This is a genomic window from Pseudotenacibaculum haliotis, from assembly GCF_042684245.1.
In the GTDB taxonomy this organism is placed as follows: Bacteria; Bacteroidota; Bacteroidia; order Flavobacteriales; family Flavobacteriaceae; genus Polaribacter; species Polaribacter haliotis_A.
On sequence record NZ_JBHULH010000001.1, the window covers coordinates 529,721 to 549,186 of the forward strand.

Here is a 19,466-nt window from a genome sequence, read left to right on the forward strand (position 1 = left end):
TTTATCATTCAACAAAAATAAAACGGCTTCATTAACCAGCCAACAATTCAAACTAACTTATTTAAAATCAAAGAATTATGAAGAAATTATTTTTATTCATCGGGGTATTGTTTGCCTTAAATGCAACGGCACAAAGTCAATATGAAAAAGGTATGACTAAGGCTTTAGGTCTTTGGCAACAAGGAAAAAACAATGAAGCATCTAACTTATTTGAACGAATTGCCAAGGCAGAAAAAGAGAACTGGCTGCCTTATTACTATGCAGGTTTTGTAAAAACATTGGCTTCTTTCAGAATTAAAGATGAAGCAAAATTGAGTGCTAACTTAGAAAAAGCAGCTTCACTTTTAGAAAAAGCAGCTGCGGTTTCTCCTAACAATCCTGAAATTATGATTGCGCAAGCTTTGGTAAACACAGCTTACATTGCTTTTGACGGTCAGAAATACGGAATGACCTTATCAGGAAAGAACGCACAAATTTATGCTAAGGCATTACAAATAGCACCAAACAATCCTAGAGTTGTTTTGAGTAAAGCTGAATGGGATATAGGAGGTGCAAAATTTTTCGGACAGTCTACAGAGCCTTTCTGCAAGGATATAAAGAGAGCTATTAAGTTATTTAAGGAAGAGAAAAGAACGGTAAAGTTCTATCCGTATGGAGATCCTAAACGTCCGGAACAAGTTTTACAACAAAACTGCGGTAAGTAATTTTACAATGCCTGCATTATTTATAAAAAGAGTATTTGCTTTTTGCATCGATTACATGGTTATTTTAGTCTATGTGGTGGGTTTGTATCTAGCAAGTACTCTTTTACATTCTTTGAATGTAGATCTTAGTTTCGAGTCGCCATTTCATCAGCAATTATTAGGTTTCTTTACACTTACTTTACCTGTTTTTCTGTATTTCTTTCTAAATGAAAAGTATAGAAGTTCTACTGTAGGGAAAAGATTAATGGATCTCGTTATTCAAAAGAATGTTCTAGAGAAGAAATCCAATATATTCTTACGAAACCTCCTCAAATTTCTTCCTTGGGAAATTGCTCATACAGGAGTTTATTTCCTTTTTTATTTTGACAAGCACAATCAGGAAATTCCTATCTGGTTATGGTTTGTACTTATTGTACCTCAAATAGTTATACTAATCTACCTTCTGTCTATCTTATTTAGTAAAGGAAAGAGCAGTTTATATGATTTGATAGCGAATACAAAAATTAGCTTAAGATCTTCTTGATCAGATCTTGTTTTCCTTCTTCGTCATCTCCAAACAACCATTGCAACACATTGTTGTTCCAGATATCATCATATTCATTAGAAGTGATAATCTCTCTTTCTACCGCTAAATCAAGTATTTTTCCAGGGTAGGATGATTGTGATTCACTTTCCATTTCTCCTAAAGGATAAGGGTCATCTAATCCCATTAATACTTGTTTTGCTCCTTGGTTCTTAATTAATAATTCTAAAGATCCTGTATCGTGTACCAAAGTATCAAAGAAGATATTCTTATGCCCTACAGCTTTTCTTGGGTGTTCTTTTCCTTCAAACAAGTCCGGACGACCATCAAATCCTTGAATTCTTCTTCCTAAGTTCATCTGTGCTAACTGACCTCCGTGAGCAAAACACACACGCATATTTGGATATTTCTCGTAGTATCCGTTAAGTGTTAAAAAGTGATATGCATCTGCACATTGTGCTAACATCCAAATTAAGTGAAAACGCCAAGAGGTGTTTTGAAGCTTGATGAATTTTTCTCCATCATAAGGATGAATCTCTACAGCCAAGTTGTATTTGTCTGCCAGTTCAAAGATCTTCTCATTCTCCTCATCAAAAATACATCTCCAGGTTCCGATAGTATCCATATAGTGTGTAGGCAAACACAACAAACGCATTCCTAATTCTTCTACACAACGTTCTATTTCCCAACAGGCGCCTCTTACAAATCCGGGATGTACCACAAATCCACAGGTAAACTTTGAAGGGTGGTCGTTCTGTATTCTGGCATTAAAATCGTTTTGAAAACGCAAAGCTTGTTTCATTTCTTCAACTCTCAAACCATTACCATATAATTGAGAAAGGTTTAAGACCACCGCATGGTCTATGTTGAATTTTTCCATCCAAGCTAGTTTCTCATTTAAAAAGAAACTTGAATCTGTTACAGGACGACTCCAATCTTTTTGTAGCATGTACTTACGATCTTTGTCTACCCAAAAGATTCCTTTATCTTTCATGTACTGCGGAATCTCTTCCGGGTAAGGTAGTAAATGTGAGTGTCCGTTTATTCTTAATTTACGTTTCATTGTTTTGTTTTTGATTGCAAACACATCATGGTTCCTTGTAAAGTAGCAAAGAGTGTTTCTTCTTTTTCATCAGTGATTTTTGCTTCACAAAAGATGAGTGTTCTGCCTGACTTGATAACTTTTCCTGTAGCTATGATACGATCTGCTTTTGCAGCTCTCATTAAATTGGTTTTGATCTCAACACTTAACACATCTGATCCTTCCGGCATGGTTGTAAAAGCAGCATAGCCACAAGCTACATCTGCAATACTGGTAATTACTCCGGCATGAAAAAAACCGTGTTGTTGGGTTAAACTCTCTTTAAGGTCACAGGAAATTTTGACCATTCCTTTTTCTATAGCAATGATTTTTGCTCCTAAGGTTTTCATAAAACCTTGCTGTTCGAAACTTCTTTTGGCTTCTTCGATCATGTACCCGGAGCTTCCATCACAGTTCCACATTGAGCACAAGTACATTTTTCTTTATCTGAATAATACTTATCGAAGATAATGGGCATATCAGTTTCAATATTATTTAATGCAAACTCTTCTCTGTAGAGAGGAGCAGCACATTTTTCGCAATACCATTCTAAAGCATCCATTACTCCTTCCGGTCTTGGGTATTCTATAACCAACCCAACTGTATTCTCTTTTCGTTGTGGTGAGTGTGGTACTTTTGCTGGCAATAAGTAGATATCGCCTTCTTTGATCTCTACATCTATTTGTTCTCCTTTATCATCAATGATCTTTAGCACCATATCTCCTTCTACTTGATAAAAGAATTCAGGAGTTTCATTGTAGTGATAGTCTTTACGACTGTTAGGCCCTCCAACGACCATTACAATATATTCTCCTCCGTCCCAAACACATTTGTTTCCAACGGGAGGTTTTAGCAAATGACGATGTTCATCAATCCACTTCTGAAAATTTAAAGGTTGTACTAGCATGCTCATCTTTTTAGACTTTTAGATTTTTTGAAAAAAGAATCAAGACTCTTTAAAGATACCTAAAAATGTCTTGACTCTTAGAGTCACGTTTCTTTATTCTTTTTACAACGACTTTGTTCTACCTCCGTCTACAGGCAAATTAATTCCGTTGATATATCCTGCCAGTTCACTTGCCAAGAAGGTAACTACTGCTGCTGTTTCTTCAGGTTTTGCAAATCGTTTGGCCGGTGCTGCATTTTTCATTGCTTCTGCCACTTCTTCTGCATTTTTTCCTGTTTTGTTAGCTTTATTTTGAATGATCTCATTCAAACGCTCTGTCTCTGTTGCTCCCGGTAAAACATTGTTTACTGTAATACCAAATTGCCCCAATTCATTGGCCATTGTTTTTGACCAGTTGGCAACGGCTCCTCTTATAGTATTGGAAACTCCTAAACCATCTAACGGTTGTTTTACCGAAGTAGAAATGATATTGATAATACGACCATACCCGGCATTTTTCATTCCGGGCACTAAGGCTTGTACCAATACATGGTTACATTTTAAATGCATAGTAAACGCACGTTCAAATTCATCTAAACTAGCATTGAATACAGGCCCTCCAGCCGGGCCTCCTGTATTGTTGATGAGAATATGAAAGCTAATATTTATGGCTTCCATTTTCCTTTTTAGATCTTCCGGATCTGTGAAATCTGCCACTAAATAATAATGATGCTGATTGTTATTAGGCAATTCAGCCAGCACAGCTTTTAACTTCTCTTCATTTCTTGCTACCAAAGTTACATTGGCTCCTTCTGCTGCCAAGCTAATCGCTGTTGCTCTCCCTATTCCTTGTGTGCTTCCACACACCAATGCGTTTTTATTTTGTAATCCTAAATTCATTACTTTTTTAATTTAAAGCTCTTCATAATATCACTTCCTTGCTTCACGAATTTTTCATATTGATCTGCTACTGCTGTATAAGTTAGCACATACGCTTTTCCATTTTCAATCATATAGAACTGCATGAACTGCATTGCCATATCATTTGTAACGGCTTTTGCTACGATCATATGATATTCTGAAGATTCATTTTTGACTCTTTTATCTTCCAGAATCTCACTCTTTTCAATCATTGTCAATATCTGTTTCTTTGACAGTTCAGCATATTGGTCTAAGGTCACAGGATTTCCTTGTAGATTTCGAGTGATCAAGTTTACATTCTCTCTAAACGTATCTTTTTCATCAGTAGACGGAGAAAGGATTCCAAAGATCGAATTTCCAATTCCCGAGGTGTTTAATTCCCAATTCGCAGGATACTCTACAGAGAATTCTTCTGTTTCATGTGTCTTGGTCTGGCCGTAAATATTTACGGTTAAAAATAACAACAGACCTAGTACAGATAGTTTTTTCATAGTTCTTTTATTCATAAATTAATTTTGCTCTTTTGCTTAGTTTTTCCATTAGTTTTTCAGGGCTTTTCACCTCATTGAATCCAAACTTCTCATATAGTGTATGTGCATCTTTTGTTGCCAACATCCACTTGTCTACCTTTTCTAATGAAGGGTAATTCAATATTTTATCGATCAACACCTGAGCGTATCCCTGACCTTGTTCTTCTTCTACCACAAAAACATCCAGCAGGTATGCAAAGAAGATCATATCGGTCATCACCCGTGCATAGGCTATTTGTTTTCCTTTTTTAAACAGCCCAAAGTTGATTGTATTGTTAAAAGCGATCTTTTGTTCTTCATAGGTTCTTAAAGTTCCCCAATAAGAATTCTTGATGAATTGAAAGATCAACTCAAAATCCATATCCTCATTGTTTGAAGAAAAATAAATATCGTTTTCTAGCTTAATCATATTTGATACAAATATTCTTAGGTTCGGTAAAGAATCGAAGTGCCTCAAAGCCTCCTTCTCTTCCTACTCCTGAGTTTTTAACTCCTCCAAACGGAGTTCTTAAATCTCGAAGCAACCATGTGTTTACCCACACGATTCCAGCTTGAATCTGTTTTGACATTCTCATTGTTCTGTTCAAGTTGCTTGTCCATAAAGTAGCAGATAATCCGTAAGAAACATCATTTGCCATTGCCAACACTTCTTCTTCAGTTACAAAAGGCATGATGGTTACTATAGGTCCAAAAATCTCTTCCTGATTTAGTTGACACGAGTTGTCTTTAACTTCTATCACTGTGGGTTGCAAATAATATCCGTTTTCAGAACCTTCTACTGTTACTTCTTTGCCTCCACATAAAACTGTTCCTCCGTAGGCTTCTGCATTTTCTATGTAGGACCGTACTTTTTCCAAATGAGGTTTAGAAACCAATGCTCCAACATTGGTATCTGCATCGAACGGATTCCCAACTTTTAGTTTTGAAACAGCTGCTATAAAATCGGTTTTGAATTGCTCATAGATTGATTGTTCTACAAAAATTCGACTTCCACACAAACAGATCTGTCCTTGATTGGCAAATGAAGAACGTACTGTGGTTCGTAGCATATTCTCATAATCACAATCTGCAAAAATGATATTAGGGTTTTTTCCTCCTAATTCCAATGATAGTTTTTTAAACATTGGTGCTGCCACACTAGCAATATGGGCTCCTGTTTTTGTTCCCCCTGTAAACGAGATTGCTTTGATATTTGGATGTTCTACAATGGCTTGTCCGGTTGTAGTTCCTAATCCGTGAACAATATTTAAAACTCCTTTAGGCAAACCTGCTTCATTGCATATTTCTCCCAATAAGTAAGCTGTCATTGGTGTTACTTCACTGGGTTTGGCCACTACACAGTTTCCTGCTGCCAGTGCCGGAGCAATTTTCCATGAGAACAAGTACAGTGGTAAATTCCAAGGAGATATACATCCTACAACACCAATAGGTTGTCTCAATGTAAAATTCATAGCATCCAATCCAACGCTTTCATGTGCTTCTGCTGCAAATTGCGTAATTGCATTGGCAAAGAATTGAAAATTGCTAGAGGCTCTTGGTATATCAACTGCTTTGGCCAGTTTTAATGGCTTCCCATTATCACGAGATTCTACTACGGCCAAGTCTTCTAACTTTTCTGAGATTAGCTGTGCAATTTTGGAGAGTATTTTTGATCGTTCGTCCAATGTTGTGTTAGACCAAGTAGGAAATGCCTCTTTTGCAGCTTTGTATGCTTTTTCTACATCTTCTTTTTCAGAATTAGGAATTTGCCCATATACTTCTCCTTTAGATGGATCGTAATTATCAATCCACCTGTCAGCAATCGGTGCTAAAAATTCTCCGTTGATGTAGTTTAAGATTTTCATGACTGTTTTTTATAAGCAATTACTTTGATTTCTACTACCAAATCCGGGTGAGGCAATTGGTGTACAGCTACGGTTGTTCTAGCGGGTCCTGTTTGCTTATCGAAAAATTCTGCATAGGCCTTATTATACCCTGCAAAGTCGTTCATGTTCACCAAAAATGTTGAAACTTCTACAACATCTTTCAAACCGGCTCCTACGGTTTGTAGGTTTCGTTCTATATTTTGTAAAACTGCTCTTGTTTGCTCTTCAATATTTAAGCGTTTGGTTCCCATTTCATCAATAATCTCAACTCCGGCAATAGAGTTATCTGGTCTTCGAGAACTGGTTCCTGAAACGAAAATAAAATCGCCCGCTACTTTTACATGCGGGTAGGCTCCTCTTGGTGTTACTTTTTCTGACATATATCTAACGTGCTAATTCTAATAATTTGTGTACTGTTCTAAAGTTACGTGTTGTAGCAATAACTTTTAATTTATTCTCAAAGAGATTATTACTCAATTTGGACTTCCCATACCCTCCTAAACAGTTTAAATATACCATATTCTTGTAGATGGTGAATTCATCATCTTTCGTTCCATTCACCTCAATAGCTGTATTCTCAGGCTCTTGATCCATGAATGTAAAGTATATTGCTTTTTCTCCTTCACTATAAGGGTTGTCTTGAATGATATGCTTCCAGTCTTCTAAAGAATAGGTTAATGCCGGAACTTCGTATCCAAAGTGTTTTTGAATTGCTTCAGAAATCTTTTTTGATATTATTGTCTTGTCTTCTTCTGAGTTTAGGATAATATTTCCGCTTTGAATGTACGTTCGTACATTTTCATACCCAATCCCTTCAAGCAAATCTCTTAATTCTTGCATGGGTATTTTATTCTTTCCGGAAACATTGATTCCTCTCAATAAAACAATGTACGTTTTCATACTAATCTAAAGCTCTTTCTGTAGTTTCTTTTACTTTTATTAAGATCTCTTTTAAGTTTGCTTCTGTTGTATCAAGTGGAGTTGATATTTCTCCTTTCTCTATCATATTTAACAACACTTTGTCTTGAACTCTTCCTTGAGTCATGGCTTTGTGATATCCAATATTTTCATTGAATGTCACCAACGAATATTTGGATGAATATTCCGTTGGAAATTGCTCCTCCAATGTCATTTCTATTACGCGCTTTTCTTTAAAGATCGGGTTAGCCACATGATCTCTCATTTCGTAATAATTATCAATTGCCAGATCTGCTATAGCATCGGCATCTTGCTTTCTATTCTTTTGAAATTCTGAGAAGGTTGTTTCCCAATCTCCTTCATGTTTTTCTAAAACTTCATCTAGTACTACTACATCTTCAAAAGAAGCATTCATTCCTTGCCCGTAAAAAGGTACAATGGCATGAGCTGCATCTCCCATTAATAGTGTATTTCCCTTATAAGCCCAAGGCAAACATTTTACGGTTCCTAATTTTCCTGTTGGATTGCTCTCAAACTCGTGTAAAATATCTGGGATCAATTCTAAGGCATCTGAAAATTGCTCTTTGAAAAATGCCGAGATCTTTTCTTCTGATGTGAGATTCTCAAAATTGTATTCTCCTTCAGAAAAACTCAAAAACAATGTTACGGTAAAACTCCCATCCATATTAGGAAGGGCTATCAACATATATTTTCCTCTTGGCCAAATATGTAAGTGGTTTTTACTGATCAGGTGGTTTCCGTTTTCATCAGCAGGGATCTCCAATTCTTTGTATCCATGTGTTAGAAACTCTTGTGAAACCGTAAATTCTGGATTTGATGTTTCATAACTCTTACGCAAAGCAGATCCGGCTCCGTCTGTTCCAAAAATCACATCTGCTTCTACAACAAATTGTTCTTTTGTTTGATACGACTCAAACGTTGCTTTTTTATGTTCTATATCAACTTCCAAACAACGAGCATTAAAGTGAATATTTACATTCTCATGTTGCTCTGCTTCGGTTAATAGAATTCCGTTGAGGTCTCCTCTGGAAATAGAGTTGATATATTCTCCTTCTCTTCCTGAATAATTGGATTCGAATGTATTTCCTTGGGTATCGTGCATCAAACGACCTTTCATAGGAATGCAAATTTCCTTAGCTTTTCCTTCAACTCCTGCCAACCTCAAAGCTTTCAACCCTCTATCAGACAAAGCTAAGTTGATAGAACGTCCTGCTGAAATATCTGTAACTCTCAGATCAGGTCGACTTTCATAGACCTCAACTTTATATCCTCTTTGTGCCAAGCGCAAGGCTAACAACGAGCCACACAATCCGGCACCAATGATTAATATGTTTTCTTTTTTGTTCATATCTACAGCAAACTTTTTAAAATCTCTACCATTCTATATACATCTTCAAAACTATTGTATAAAGGAACCGGAGCGCAACGTATAACATCGGGCTCACGCCAATCTGTAATCACATTGTTCTCTGTTAGTTTTTGATGCAAACTCTTATCTGCATCTTTTACTTGTACTGATAGTTGACATCCTCTTTGTTGAGGATCACTAGGTGTAATAACCTTGATCTTATCGGAACCAATCTGATTGATTAGGTATTCAAAATATCCGGTGAGTTTAATCGATTTTTCTCTCAAAGCATCCATACCAACTTTCGCAAAAATATCTAAAGAGGCTTTGATTGCAGCCATTGATAAAATAGGCGGATTACTCAATTGCCACCCTTCTGCTCCAGGCATCACATCAAAAGGTTGTCGCATATTGAATCGTGTTTCCTTATTATGATTCCACCAACCTGCAAAACGTGGCAAGTCTTTTTTATAAGCGTGTTTTTCATGCACAAACAATCCTGAAAGACTTCCCGGTCCTGAGTTTAAATATTTATAGGTACACCAAGCAGCAAAGTCGACTCCGCTTTCATGCAGGTTTGGTTGAATGTTTCCGGCTCCGTGCGCCAAATCTACTCCTACCATACAATCTTTTGCATGACCTAACTCAGCAATTCGCTTGATATCAAAATACTGCCCTGTATAATAATTTACACCACCAATCAGCAATAAGGCAATTTCATCTCCTTGTTCTTCTATAATGGTTTCCAGATCTTCTATATGCAATAATTCTTCTCCTTCACGAGGTTTCCATTCGATCAATCCTTCTTCTACATCAAAACCGTGAAACTTTAATTGCGATTGTACGGCATAACGATCGGAAGGAAAGGCATCACTTTCGATAACGATCTTGTATTTGGTTTTGGTAGGTTGATAAAAGGAAACCATCAACAAATGCAAATTGGTTGTGAGTGTATTCATTACCACTACCTCTAAAGGTTTTGCTCCTACGATTTCTGCCATCGTTTCCGTAAGAAATTCATGGTACGGCATCCACGGATTCTTAGCTTCAAAATGACCTTCTACTCCGTATTTGGCCCAATCGTCTAATTCTTGCTGAATGTATTCTTGTGTTGTTTTGGGTTGTAACCCTAAAGAGTTTCCAGTAAAATATAACCACTCTTTCCCGCTTTCATCTTTAGGAATATGGAACTCCCGGCGTATATGTGCTAATGGATCTTCTTGGTCTAATTGCTTTGCGTAGTCTAAAGTATTCTTTTGCATACTCTTTAAAATCGTTTCATTATGTGAAACGGTGTTTTATAAATTTACAACTTTTTGTTACTTTAGCAAAACATCTCTTCTAAAATATTCATGGAAAAAGACGTAAAAAACTTAAATCAATCCATCATCAAAGCTTTTACGCTACTAGATGCTTTTACTCCCGACAAGAAAGAATGGGGCGTAAGAGAATTGGCCAACAAAACGGGATACAACAAAAGCACTACCTATCGCTTGCTGAGTACTCTTGTTTCTTTACATATTGTGTATCAAAACAAAAATGACAAGTACAGTTTAGGTAGTAAACTTTTCGAATTAGGGAATCGAGTATCCTTGTATGAGTCACTGGCATCTATTAGTAACGAGCCTATTAAAAATATTGCTTTGAATATTGAGGAGACAGTACTTCTTGGAGTTCTAAAAGAATCTCAAGTACTCTATATTAACAAAGCTGACAGTTTAAATGGATTGAAGATTAGCACTTCTATAGGTTCTTATCAACCTACACATGCTACGGCTACCGGTAAGTTATTAATGGCACATGCTTCTATGAGTGAATTGCAATCGTATTTAAAGAACAATCGTTTTCAATCGTTTACCAAAAACACAATCACAGAAAGCAAGGCACTCCTTAACGAGCTTCAAACGATCAAAAAACAAGGGTACTCTTTGGATTTAGAAGAGTTTGAGCTGGGTTTAATTTGCATTGCAATTCCTGTCTTCAACAAAAAAGGAGAAGTAATCGCTGGAGTTAGCGCTTCCGGACCTTCAAGTCGATTTAAAATGGAAAATGTAGAAAAATACATTTCCATCTTACAAAAAGGTGTTTCCAGAATTGAGCAATCTCTATAGATTAGTACAATACTCTAAATTTGATCGTACCTTCTACTTTCTTTAAAGCTTTGATCACTTTTTTGTTATACTCCTTGTTAACATCTGTAATCACATATCCTACTTTAGAATCTGTAGATAAGTACTGACCCGTTATATTCAATTCAAACTCAGCCAATACCTTGTTGATCTCAGCCATAACTCCCGGAACATTCTTGTGAATATGTAGAAAACGATGGGCTTGTACTTGTCTAGGTAAACGAATATTTGGGAAATTAACTGCATCTACCGTATTTCCTGAGTTGATATAAGCCATGATCTTACCGGGCACAAAGTCTGCAATATCTCGTTGTGCTTCTTCTGTACTTCCTCCTACATGTGGCGTTAAGATCACATTGTTTAGCCCTTGCAGTTCTGTATAATATTCACCATTTGCTCTTGGTTCTTTCGGGTATACATCTACTGCTGCTCCAGCCAACTTACCTGACAACAAAGCGTCTCTTAGTGCTTCGATATCCAATACAAATCCACGAGATAGATTAACAATGTAAGCTCCCTCTTTCATCAACTCTAATTCTTCTTTCCCAATAAAGTTTTTGTTTGCAGGGTTATCATCAATATGAAGCGTAAGCACATCTACTCTTGACAAAAGATCTTCTAATTGATCTATTCTGGTTGCGTTACCTAAAGCTAATCGATCTTCTACATCATAATAGTAGACATCCATTCCTAAAGCTTCTGCCAAAACAGATAATTGCTTTCCTATATTTCCGTACCCTACAATTCCTAGTTTTTTTCCTCTAATTTCTCTAGAACCATGAGCTGTCTTATTCCATTCTCCGCTGTGCAACTCCATGCTACGCTGAAAAACACTACGCATCAACATAATAATTTCTCCAATAGCCAATTCAACTACAGATCTGGTATTGCTATACGGAGCATTAAACACAACGATTCCGTTCTCCTTACAAGCTTCAAGATCTATTTGTTTGGTTCCGATACAAAAAGCACCAACCACCATTAACTTCTTGGTAGAATCTAGCACCTTTTTTGTCACTTGAGTTTTAGATCTGATTCCCAATACGTGAACTCCTTTTAACTTTTCGATCAGCTCATCTTCTGACAAACTTTTTGAAACTGTTTCTACAGTGAACCCATCTCCTGTTAACTTTTGAAATGCATCCGGATGGATATTCTCCAACAAAAGAATTTTAATCCTGTTCTTAGGATACGAAATATTTCTAGGTAGTTTGTTCACAAATAAAAACTCATCTAAATTGGGTGCTATATGATCTGCATTCTCAATGGTTTTTTCTCTCTCTACATTTTCGGTATAGGCAAAGAACTTATCGGCTACTCCAGCTTCTTTGGTTACATAATCACTATACCCATCTCCAATTACCTGTACTTCACCATTTAGGTTCATATCTTTTAAACATTGGATCTTTCCATTATGTGCAGACAATACATTTTCGGAATCAAAACCAATAATCACATCGTTCTCATCGAATACAAATGTGTTTGCATACACTCTCTCTGACGGAATGTTATATTCTTTTACAATATCATCTATGAATTCTTTGAATCCACATGAGATCACGTAAATATCTTCTGAAAATTTTTCAAAAAACTCTTTATTTCTCTCAATAGAAGGAGATACTTTCTCCTTTAATTGAGAAATCAAAATGGACAAATCAGACCTCTTCGCATTTAATAATTTTATTCTTCTTTCTAAGGATTCTGTAAAGGAGATCTTACCATCTATTCCCAGATTGGTAATTTCAATAATTTCATTGATGATCTCTTCTTTTTTAGGATTGTTCACCAATGTAATTTCAGCTAGTACGTCTAACGCTTCTACTCTGGTTAAGGTACTATCAAAATCAAATACGAAGTTTCTTTTAGTCTGTATCATGGTTCTTTTTTGTACGTCATAAACATACAAAATGCCCTCAGAAAAAAAAGAAATTATCGTTACAATTTACTAAAACGATTTCAACAGATTTCACACAGTAAAAACAGAAGCTATAAAGCTAGTAATAAGAGGGTAACCCACCACACAATAGGAAGAGCTTCTACCCAGAATGAGCTATAGTATTTGGATTGGTTTTCTTTGGTTCTCATCAGTAAAAAAAGTAGTATTAAGCAAATTCCTAGAAACACATTTCTTAATTGCACTGAATCTGTGATTTCAAATTCTAATGCTAAGACAACAAGTAATAACCCCAATCCAATTCTTTTGGTTTGTGGAATTCCCACTTTTTGCGGCAGTGTTTTTACGTCTTTTAGATCTAACTGCATATCTCTGATCTCAAATGGCAGAATCAATACTATAATAAAGAGTAACCTTTGTACAAATAAGAATATGAGGTTTGTATCAATCTCGCTTCCTGTAGCCATTAATGGAATTACCGCAGTTACTCCAGACCACACTCCTGCAACTATAAAAATTTTCAAGTAACTGATTCCTCTTAGATTCTTTTGAAAGCCCCCTAAAAAAGGAACAATGTATAAGATAGTCAACAAGCTAAAAGGAGCAAAAAGCCAGAGTGTTTCCAGATCTAATTTCCATCCATAGTAGCACAAAAAACAAAAACAGATGAAAGAAAATATCTGAATAAGTCGCATGTTCTTTGTCAAACTCATATGATAGAATTTGGCAACTCCTGCATATTTAATGAAGTTATATCCTGTGATGGTTCCGAAGAAAATGAAGTAATCGAGATCTTGATTGTATGGTAAATCAAAATACAGCTCAGTAATTCTTGTGAGAGCATATACAGATAATGCAACATGAACACTGGCATTGATGTAAAAATCAAGAATATATTTAAGGTACTTCATTAGACAAAAATAAGGATTCTTTTCCATGAAAATTTAACACATAATATATCATCAGTTTTAAATAAAAACTCACGCATTTTACAATCAATTTTTCCTTATTTTTGATACGCAAAATAAACAACGCAACATGAACACAAATTCGTTTCAAAGAAGACACATTGGGCCTAGTAAAATAGAGCAAAACGAAATGCTTGAAGCTATTTCTGTTGATAGCTTAGATCAGTTGATTTATGAAACTATTCCAGACGATATTCGTTTGAATGGATCTTTAGAGCTTGATGCTCCAATGAGTGAATATGAATACTTGAATCATATTCAAGAACTTTCTAAGAAAAATAAAGTTTTTAAAAGTTATATCGGGTTAGGATATCACGAAGGAATTTTACCTAGTGTTATCAAAAGAAATATTTTAGAAAATCCGGGATGGTATACTGCCTACACTCCTTACCAAGCAGAAATTGCACAAGGAAGATTGGAAGCTTTGTTAAACTTCCAAACAATGGTATGTGACCTAACAGGTATGGAGTTAGCTAATGCTTCTTTGCTAGATGAATCTACAGCTGCTGCTGAAGCTATGGCTTTATTGTTTGACGTGAGAGAACGTGCTCAAAAGAAAGCAGGAGTAAATAAATTCTTTGTTTCTGAAGAGATTTTACCTCAAACATTATCTGTTTTAAAAACAAGAGCCATTCCTATTGGAGTTGAATTGGTTGTTGGAAATCATCAAGAGTTTGATTTTTCTGAAGAGTTTTACGGAGCTATCGTACAATATCCTGGGAAACACGGACAGGTATATGATTATACTGAGTTTGTTGCAAAAGCCAACGAAAACAACATCAAAGTAGCTGTTGCTGCTGATATTTTATCTCTTGTAAAGTTAAAAGCTCCTGCTGAGTTTGGTGCTGATGTGGTTGTAGGAACAACACAACGTTTTGGAATTCCTTTAGGATACGGAGGCCCTCACGCTGGTTATTTTGCCACGAAAGAAAAATACAAAAGAAGTATTCCGGGAAGAATTATCGGAGTAACCAAAGATAGAGATGGTGGTCGTGCTTTACGTATGGCATTACAAACACGTGAACAACATATCAAACGTGAAAAAGCAACTTCTAATATCTGTACTGCTCAAGTACTATTGGCTGTAATGGCCGGAATGTATGCTGTTTATCACGGAAAAGACGGAATTCAATTTATCGCAGATAGTGTTCACAGCAGTACAACTACTCTAGCTAAAGTTTTGACTGATTTAGGTTTTGAGCAAACCAACTCTCATTATTTTGATACGATCACTATCAAAGCAGAGACAAAAACACTAAGACCTGTTGCTGAAGCCAATGAGATCAATTTCAATTATATTGATGATAATACACTTTCAATTTCACTAAACGAAACTGTTGGATTGAAAGAGATCAATGCTATTGTAAAAACATTTGCAACAGCTTTTAATATTGAATTTACAGAGATCAGTGATTTTTCTGATGCTGATGTTATTCCAGGTTTAGCAAAAAGAAACACTTCTTTCTTAGATAATGAAGTTTTCAATTCGTATCAGTCAGAAACTGATATGATGAGATATATCAAAAAATTAGAGCGTAAAGATCTTGCATTGAATCATTCTATGATCTCATTAGGTTCTTGTACTATGAAGTTGAATGCAGCTTCTGAAATGTTACCTCTAAGTAATCCTAATTGGGGGAACATTCACCCATTTGTTCCTTTAGATCAGGCACAAGGGTATCAAGAAGTTCTTACAAAATTAGAACACCAATTAAATATCATTACTGGGTTTGCAGGTACATCCTTACAACCAAACTCGGGTGCTCAAGGTGAGTTTGCCGGTTTAATGACAATTAGAGCATACCATCAAAGCAACGATGATCACCACAGAAACATCTGTTTGATCCCTGCTTCTGCACATGGTACCAATCCTGCTTCTGCGGTAATGGCCGGAATGAAAGTAGTGGTAACCAAAACTGATGAGAAAGGAAATATAGATGTTGAAGATTTAAGAGCCAAAGCTGAAATGCACAAAGACAATTTGGCTGCTTTAATGGTAACTTATCCTTCTACACACGGTGTTTACGAAAAAGCGATCAAAGAAGTTACTCAGATCATCCACGATAACGGTGGTCAAGTTTATATGGATGGTGCAAATATGAATGCTCAAGTTGGATTGACAAATCCGGCTACTATTGGTGCAGATGTTTGTCACTTAAACCTACATAAAACATTTGCTATTCCACACGGTGGTGGTGGTCCTGGAGTTGGTCCTATTTGTGTAGCTCCACAATTGGTTCCTTTCTTACCAGGAAATCCGGTAGTAACTACAGGAGGTGAAAATGCAATTACAGCTATTTCTGCTGCTCCTTGGGGAAGTGCATTGGCTTGCTTGATCTCTTATGGATACATTACTATGTTAGGTTCTGAAGGGTTAACCAATTCTACTAAGTTTGCCATTTTAAATGCTAACTATATCAAAGAGCGTTTGAACGGTCATTACAAAACTTTGTATACCGGAGAAATGGGAAGAGCCGCACATGAGATGATCATTGATTGTAGAGATTTTAAAGAAAACGGAATTGAGGTGGTAGACATTGCAAAACGTTTGATGGATTACGGATTCCACGCTCCTACTGTTTCTTTCCCTGTGGCAGGAACTGTAATGATAGAGCCAACAGAATCTGAAAGTAAAGGTGAATTGGATCGTTTTTGTGAAGCTATGATCTCTATTCGTAAAGAGATTGCTTTTGCTACAAAAGAAGATCCTAACAATGTTTTAAAGAACGCGCCGCATACTATGGCTATGATTACAGCTGATGAGTGGGATTTACCTTACTCTAGACAGGAAGCTGCTTTCCCATTAGAGTATGTTTCAGACAATAAGTTTTGGCCTAGTGTTCGTCGTGTAGATGAAGCTTTTGGAGACAGAAACTTGATCTGTTCTTGTAATCCTATTGAAGATTATATGGAAGTTTAATTCAATTTTGAATTATAATAATAAAGTATGAACCGCTCTAAATAAGGGCGGTTTTTTATTTTACACACTCCAACACCTCAAACTTATCATTACTCTTTAGTTGAGTAACAGCTCTAAATTCTTTTTGCAAATGTGTTTTGTAGTTCAAATGTTTGTTTGATACCAATACAAACCTTCCTCTTTCCTTTAAGCATCGACGTACATCTTTGAATAATTGAATAGAGATCTCGATATTATTTTCAAACTCAAAATGAAAAGGAGGGTTAGACAACACCAAATCAAAACTATTTGATTCTAATTCTGAGAGTTCATTGTCACATAAGAATGTTGCTCTATCTTTTACATTTAACTTTGATGAAGCTACAGCCAAGAATGAATCATCTATCAAAGTAACTTGAGCTTTTGAGTTCAATTGCAAAGCTTCTAAAGCAATAACTCCGTTACCGGATGCCAAATCCAAAATAGCAACTTCCGAATCGCGTATATAGAGATCCTCTAAAAGATATTGAGTACCGATATCTATTTTTCCTGATGAAAAAACACCAAAATATTGCTTCAATTCTTGCTCTTTCCACTGTATCGTATTCATCAACTTGGTATACTCTATTTCTCTTTTAGGTTTTGACAGTACCAATAGCCTCGCTTTTTTCCATGCTTTTGTTTGCGTGAGGTCTTCAAAATATTTCGATGCTATTGTAAGCATCGAAGCGTTAAAGTATTTTGTCATGAATCCGCAAACTACTTCTGTTGTGTCTGTTGATGCTTGATGAATTTGCTGCAAGAACAGCTCAAACAATTCCAAAGATTTTGGCACTTTCAACAATGCCATTTCAACTTGCTTCAAATCATCTAGAGGCGTCTTGAATATTTGATCATTCATAGAGTAATTATTCAGCTTCAAATTTTGCGCAATGGCTTTTTGCTGACTGGCATAATTCCAGATCGTAATCACTTCTTTGTCATGCAAAGCGCAATTCCATACTCCAAATCGATCATTAAATATGTGGACTTTTTCAATCTTCTTTTCAGCAATGTAATCCAACCCTAACAGCTCAGCGTTGCTAAAAGGTTGCAAAGACCTATTGGAGGTTTTAGGATACCTCTCTAGAGTAATCTCAGTATCATTAAAAACAAAAGAGCTTTTCATTAAAGAATGGTTTTACTTTGCTATTACAAAAAACATCAATTTTCTTCAAATAAAAAAGCCTCGACAACGTCGAGGCTTCTAAATATCTTCTTGCAAAAAACTTGCCTAACGGCAGTCAGGTTACTTCTTGAATTTTGCGTATTTGTTTTTGAACTTATCAATACGTCCAGCAGTATCTACTAACTTAGACTTACCAGTATAGAAAGGGTGAGATGTTCTAGAGATCTCTAACTTTACTAAAGGATACTCAACTCCGTCAACATCTAAAGTTTCTTTCGTGTTTGCAGTTGAACGTGTTAAAAACACATCTCCGTTAGACATATCTTTGAATGCTACCATTCTATAATTTTCTGGGTGTATACCTTTTTTCATTTTTCTGTCTTTTAACTACTTATACTCTAAAAATTTTAAGAACAAAGTTGGTAAAGCTTCTTTCTTAACAGCAAAATGCTTGAGTCTAGCACATTGCGGGTGCAAATTTAACCCTTTTTTTCAATTTACAAACAAATAAATTGTTTTATTTGTAGAAAATAATTCCATATGAAATCAATTCGTCATTTTTTACTTTTATTACTGACAATCACCGTTTTAAGTTCTTGCGAGACTTCTTACAAGTTTACTATTGAAATGCCTAAAAAAGCGGTACTTAACGATAAAGTGACTATCAGTCTCAAAGAGAAAAATAACCAAGCTTTTGAAAAAGTACTTTTTTTCGTGAATGGAAAAGAAGTAGAAACTCAAAGCAATTCTTTTACACTTGATACCAAGAATTATGGCGTTGGAAAACAGTTAGTATCTGCTATGGTGTATTATGGAGATGGGAAAAGCAAGCGAATTAACAACTCTGTAGAAGTGTTTTCAAACGTGCCTTATAAGGCTTACACGTACAAGCTTATAAATACATATCCTCATGATGGGACTGCATTTACTCAAGGGTTAGAGTTTCACAATGGTCATTTGTATGAAAGTACAGGTCAGAGAAAAAAATCAACTATCAGAAAGGTAGACCTAAAATCTGGTGAAGTTTTGCAAAAAACCAATATTGATGATCGTTATTTTGGAGAAGGTATCACCATTTTAAATGACAAGATTTATTTCCTAACATGGCAGGCTCATAAAGGTTTTATTTATGACTTAGAAACCTTAGAACAACAAAAGGAGTTCCCATACGGAAGAAGTAAACAAGGTTGGGGCCTTACCAATAACGGAACTGAGTTGATCAAGTCTGACGGTACAAGCACAATCTGGTTTTTAGATGCAGAAACTCAAAAGGAGAAGAGATCCATTCAAGCTTATAATCACAATCAAAAAATTCCGAAACTAAACGAATTGGAATACATCAATGGTAAGATTTATGCCAACTATTGGCAAAAGCCTTTGATTGCCATTATCAACCCTGAAAATGGTGTTGTTGAAGGAATCGCTAACTTATCTGGATTGGTTAATGAAATGCGCAAAACGCAAACGCTTAAAGAGGATGATGTTTTAAACGGAATTGCTTACGATAAAGAAAATAACCGCTTGTTTGTAACCGGTAAAAACTGGAAAAAACTCTTCGAAATAGAATTGATAGAACAACAATAATCAAATCGTTTAAAAGTTATACTTTTA

The 19,466-nt window shown here is 35.8% G+C and carries 20 protein-coding genes; 5 read left to right on the forward strand and 15 right to left on the reverse strand.

Translation table 11 applies throughout. From position 1 onward, the window contains the following. The first annotated feature begins 77 nt into the window (after nt 1-77). Both ACFSRZ_RS02590 and ACFSRZ_RS02595 read left to right on the forward strand, forming a co-directional pair. A complete protein-coding gene (locus ACFSRZ_RS02590; protein ID WP_379664963.1) occupies nt 78-704 on the forward strand; it encodes a hypothetical protein in 627 nt (208 codons plus the stop codon). A gap of 7 nt (nt 705-711) precedes the next feature. Then, complete coding sequence (locus ACFSRZ_RS02595) at nt 712-1,227, forward strand: RDD family protein (protein WP_379664964.1); 516 nt, start codon at nt 712-714, stop codon at nt 1,225-1,227. Here the strand turns inward: ACFSRZ_RS02595 and ACFSRZ_RS02600 are convergent. From ACFSRZ_RS02600 to kynU, 11 genes are all read right to left on the reverse strand, one after another. After that, on the reverse strand, nt 1,208-2,290 hold the full coding sequence (locus ACFSRZ_RS02600; protein WP_379664965.1) for an amidohydrolase family protein: 1,083 nt from the start codon (nt 2,288-2,290) through the stop codon (nt 1,208-1,210). The genes ACFSRZ_RS02595 and ACFSRZ_RS02600 overlap by 20 nt on opposite strands. Then, nucleotides 2,287-2,700: a PaaI family thioesterase gene (locus ACFSRZ_RS02605; RefSeq protein ID WP_379664966.1), complete on the reverse strand. Its 414-nt coding sequence runs from the start codon at nt 2,698-2,700 to the stop codon at nt 2,287-2,289. The genes ACFSRZ_RS02600 and ACFSRZ_RS02605 overlap by 4 nt, the downstream gene beginning before the upstream one ends. Then, complete coding sequence (locus ACFSRZ_RS02610; protein ID WP_379664967.1) at nt 2,697-3,221, reverse strand: 3-hydroxyanthranilate 3,4-dioxygenase; 525 nt, start codon at nt 3,219-3,221, stop codon at nt 2,697-2,699. The genes ACFSRZ_RS02605 and ACFSRZ_RS02610 overlap by 4 nt, the downstream gene beginning before the upstream one ends. 96 nt (nt 3,222-3,317) lie before the next feature. Next, nucleotides 3,318-4,094 carry an SDR family oxidoreductase gene (locus ACFSRZ_RS02615; RefSeq protein ID WP_379664968.1) on the reverse strand — a complete coding sequence of 259 codons (777 nt, stop codon included), beginning with the start codon at nt 4,092-4,094 and terminating at the stop codon, nt 3,318-3,320. Continuing rightward, complete coding sequence (locus tag ACFSRZ_RS02620) at nt 4,094-4,621, reverse strand: PsbP-related protein (protein WP_379664969.1); 528 nt, start codon at nt 4,619-4,621, stop codon at nt 4,094-4,096. The genes ACFSRZ_RS02615 and ACFSRZ_RS02620 overlap by 1 nt, the downstream gene beginning before the upstream one ends. Continuing rightward, nucleotides 4,614-5,054, reverse strand: coding sequence for a GNAT family N-acetyltransferase (locus ACFSRZ_RS02625; protein WP_379664970.1), 441 nt, complete (start codon nt 5,052-5,054; stop codon nt 4,614-4,616). The genes ACFSRZ_RS02620 and ACFSRZ_RS02625 overlap by 8 nt, the downstream gene beginning before the upstream one ends. Continuing rightward, nucleotides 5,047-6,489 carry an aldehyde dehydrogenase gene (locus ACFSRZ_RS02630; protein ID WP_379664971.1) on the reverse strand — a complete coding sequence of 481 codons (1,443 nt, stop codon included), beginning with the start codon at nt 6,487-6,489 and terminating at the stop codon, nt 5,047-5,049. The genes ACFSRZ_RS02625 and ACFSRZ_RS02630 overlap by 8 nt, the downstream gene beginning before the upstream one ends. Beyond that, complete coding sequence (locus ACFSRZ_RS02635) at nt 6,486-6,890, reverse strand: RidA family protein (protein ID WP_379664972.1); 405 nt, start codon at nt 6,888-6,890, stop codon at nt 6,486-6,488. The genes ACFSRZ_RS02630 and ACFSRZ_RS02635 overlap by 4 nt, the downstream gene beginning before the upstream one ends. A 4-nt stretch (nt 6,891-6,894) precedes the next feature. Beyond that, nucleotides 6,895-7,410, reverse strand: coding sequence for a DUF1697 domain-containing protein (locus tag ACFSRZ_RS02640; RefSeq protein ID WP_379664973.1), 516 nt, complete (start codon nt 7,408-7,410; stop codon nt 6,895-6,897). A 1-nt stretch (nt 7,411) separates the two neighbouring features. After that, on the reverse strand, nt 7,412-8,797 hold the full coding sequence (locus ACFSRZ_RS02645) for an FAD-dependent oxidoreductase (protein ID WP_379664974.1): 1,386 nt from the start codon (nt 8,795-8,797) through the stop codon (nt 7,412-7,414). A 2-nt stretch (nt 8,798-8,799) separates the two neighbouring features. Then, nucleotides 8,800-10,059, reverse strand: a complete 1,260-nt coding sequence (gene kynU, locus ACFSRZ_RS02650) for a kynureninase (RefSeq protein WP_379664975.1) — start codon at nt 10,057-10,059, stop codon at nt 8,800-8,802. Nucleotides 10,060-10,149: 90 nt separating this feature from the next. Here kynU and ACFSRZ_RS02655 point away from each other — a divergent pair, with 90 nt between their 5' ends. Continuing rightward, the gene (locus tag ACFSRZ_RS02655) at nt 10,150-10,908 is read left to right on the forward strand and encodes an IclR family transcriptional regulator (protein ID WP_379664976.1); all 759 of its coding nucleotides are present in this window, start codon (nt 10,150-10,152) and stop codon (nt 10,906-10,908) included. A gap of 1 nt (nt 10,909) precedes the next feature. On the opposite strand, the gene serA is transcribed toward ACFSRZ_RS02655, so the two are convergent. Further along, nucleotides 10,910-12,802, reverse strand: a complete 1,893-nt coding sequence (serA, locus tag ACFSRZ_RS02660; RefSeq protein WP_379664977.1) for a phosphoglycerate dehydrogenase — start codon at nt 12,800-12,802, stop codon at nt 10,910-10,912. Between the two features lie 110 nt (nt 12,803-12,912). Then, the gene (locus ACFSRZ_RS02665; RefSeq protein WP_379664978.1) at nt 12,913-13,731 is read right to left on the reverse strand and encodes a hypothetical protein; all 819 of its coding nucleotides are present in this window, start codon (nt 13,729-13,731) and stop codon (nt 12,913-12,915) included. Nucleotides 13,732-13,858: 127 nt separating this feature from the next. Between ACFSRZ_RS02665 and gcvP the strand changes: the two genes are divergently transcribed. Next, nucleotides 13,859-16,708 (forward strand): aminomethyl-transferring glycine dehydrogenase, encoded by a 2,850-nt coding sequence (gcvP, locus tag ACFSRZ_RS02670; protein WP_379664979.1) that lies wholly within the window; start codon nt 13,859-13,861, stop codon nt 16,706-16,708. 55 nt (nt 16,709-16,763) lie between these two features. On the opposite strand, the gene ACFSRZ_RS02675 is transcribed toward gcvP, so the two are convergent. Together ACFSRZ_RS02675 and ACFSRZ_RS02680 are read right to left on the reverse strand one after the other, a co-directional pair. Continuing rightward, the gene (locus ACFSRZ_RS02675) at nt 16,764-17,855 is read right to left on the reverse strand and encodes a methyltransferase (RefSeq protein ID WP_379664980.1); all 1,092 of its coding nucleotides are present in this window, start codon (nt 17,853-17,855) and stop codon (nt 16,764-16,766) included. Between the two features lie 120 nt (nt 17,856-17,975). Further along, nucleotides 17,976-18,227 carry a type B 50S ribosomal protein L31 gene (locus ACFSRZ_RS02680; RefSeq protein WP_095070479.1) on the reverse strand — a complete coding sequence of 84 codons (252 nt, stop codon included), beginning with the start codon at nt 18,225-18,227 and terminating at the stop codon, nt 17,976-17,978. A gap of 168 nt (nt 18,228-18,395) precedes the next feature. Here ACFSRZ_RS02680 and ACFSRZ_RS02685 point away from each other — a divergent pair, with 168 nt between their 5' ends. Beyond that, nucleotides 18,396-19,439: a glutaminyl-peptide cyclotransferase gene (locus tag ACFSRZ_RS02685; RefSeq protein ID WP_379664981.1), complete on the forward strand. Its 1,044-nt coding sequence runs from the start codon at nt 18,396-18,398 to the stop codon at nt 19,437-19,439. Nucleotides 19,440-19,466: the final 27 nt, after the last annotated feature.

What these genes read in the sequence shown, in the direction of transcription:
- ACFSRZ_RS02590 (WP_379664963.1), top strand. Translation starts at nt 78, where the DNA reads ATGAAGAAATTATTTTTATTCATCGGGGTATTGTTTGCCTTAAATGCA.
- ACFSRZ_RS02595 (WP_379664964.1), top strand. Translation starts at nt 712, where the DNA reads ATGCCTGCATTATTTATAAAAAGAGTATTTGCTTTTTGCATCGATTAC.
- ACFSRZ_RS02600 (WP_379664965.1), bottom strand. Translation starts at nt 2,290, where the DNA reads ATGAAACGTAAATTAAGAATAAACGGACACTCACATTTACTACCTTAC.
- ACFSRZ_RS02605 (WP_379664966.1), bottom strand. Translation starts at nt 2,700, where the DNA reads ATGATCGAAGAAGCCAAAAGAAGTTTCGAACAGCAAGGTTTTATGAAA.
- ACFSRZ_RS02610 (WP_379664967.1), bottom strand. Translation starts at nt 3,221, where the DNA reads ATGAGCATGCTAGTACAACCTTTAAATTTTCAGAAGTGGATTGATGAA.
- ACFSRZ_RS02615 (WP_379664968.1), bottom strand. Translation starts at nt 4,094, where the DNA reads ATGAATTTAGGATTACAAAATAAAAACGCATTGGTGTGTGGAAGCACA.
- ACFSRZ_RS02620 (WP_379664969.1), bottom strand. Translation starts at nt 4,621, where the DNA reads ATGAATAAAAGAACTATGAAAAAACTATCTGTACTAGGTCTGTTGTTA.
- ACFSRZ_RS02625 (WP_379664970.1), bottom strand. Translation starts at nt 5,054, where the DNA reads ATGATTAAGCTAGAAAACGATATTTATTTTTCTTCAAACAATGAGGAT.
- ACFSRZ_RS02630 (WP_379664971.1), bottom strand. Translation starts at nt 6,489, where the DNA reads ATGAAAATCTTAAACTACATCAACGGAGAATTTTTAGCACCGATTGCT.
- ACFSRZ_RS02635 (WP_379664972.1), bottom strand. Translation starts at nt 6,890, where the DNA reads ATGTCAGAAAAAGTAACACCAAGAGGAGCCTACCCGCATGTAAAAGTA.
- ACFSRZ_RS02640 (WP_379664973.1), bottom strand. Translation starts at nt 7,410, where the DNA reads ATGAAAACGTACATTGTTTTATTGAGAGGAATCAATGTTTCCGGAAAG.
- ACFSRZ_RS02645 (WP_379664974.1), bottom strand. Translation starts at nt 8,797, where the DNA reads ATGAACAAAAAAGAAAACATATTAATCATTGGTGCCGGATTGTGTGGC.
- kynU (WP_379664975.1), bottom strand. Translation starts at nt 10,059, where the DNA reads ATGCAAAAGAATACTTTAGACTACGCAAAGCAATTAGACCAAGAAGAT.
- ACFSRZ_RS02655 (WP_379664976.1), top strand. Translation starts at nt 10,150, where the DNA reads ATGGAAAAAGACGTAAAAAACTTAAATCAATCCATCATCAAAGCTTTT.
- serA (WP_379664977.1), bottom strand. Translation starts at nt 12,802, where the DNA reads ATGATACAGACTAAAAGAAACTTCGTATTTGATTTTGATAGTACCTTA.
- ACFSRZ_RS02665 (WP_379664978.1), bottom strand. Translation starts at nt 13,731, where the DNA reads ATGAAGTACCTTAAATATATTCTTGATTTTTACATCAATGCCAGTGTT.
- gcvP (WP_379664979.1), top strand. Translation starts at nt 13,859, where the DNA reads ATGAACACAAATTCGTTTCAAAGAAGACACATTGGGCCTAGTAAAATA.
- ACFSRZ_RS02675 (WP_379664980.1), bottom strand. Translation starts at nt 17,855, where the DNA reads ATGAAAAGCTCTTTTGTTTTTAATGATACTGAGATTACTCTAGAGAGG.
- ACFSRZ_RS02680 (WP_095070479.1), bottom strand. Translation starts at nt 18,227, where the DNA reads ATGAAAAAAGGTATACACCCAGAAAATTATAGAATGGTAGCATTCAAA.
- ACFSRZ_RS02685 (WP_379664981.1), top strand. Translation starts at nt 18,396, where the DNA reads ATGAAATCAATTCGTCATTTTTTACTTTTATTACTGACAATCACCGTT.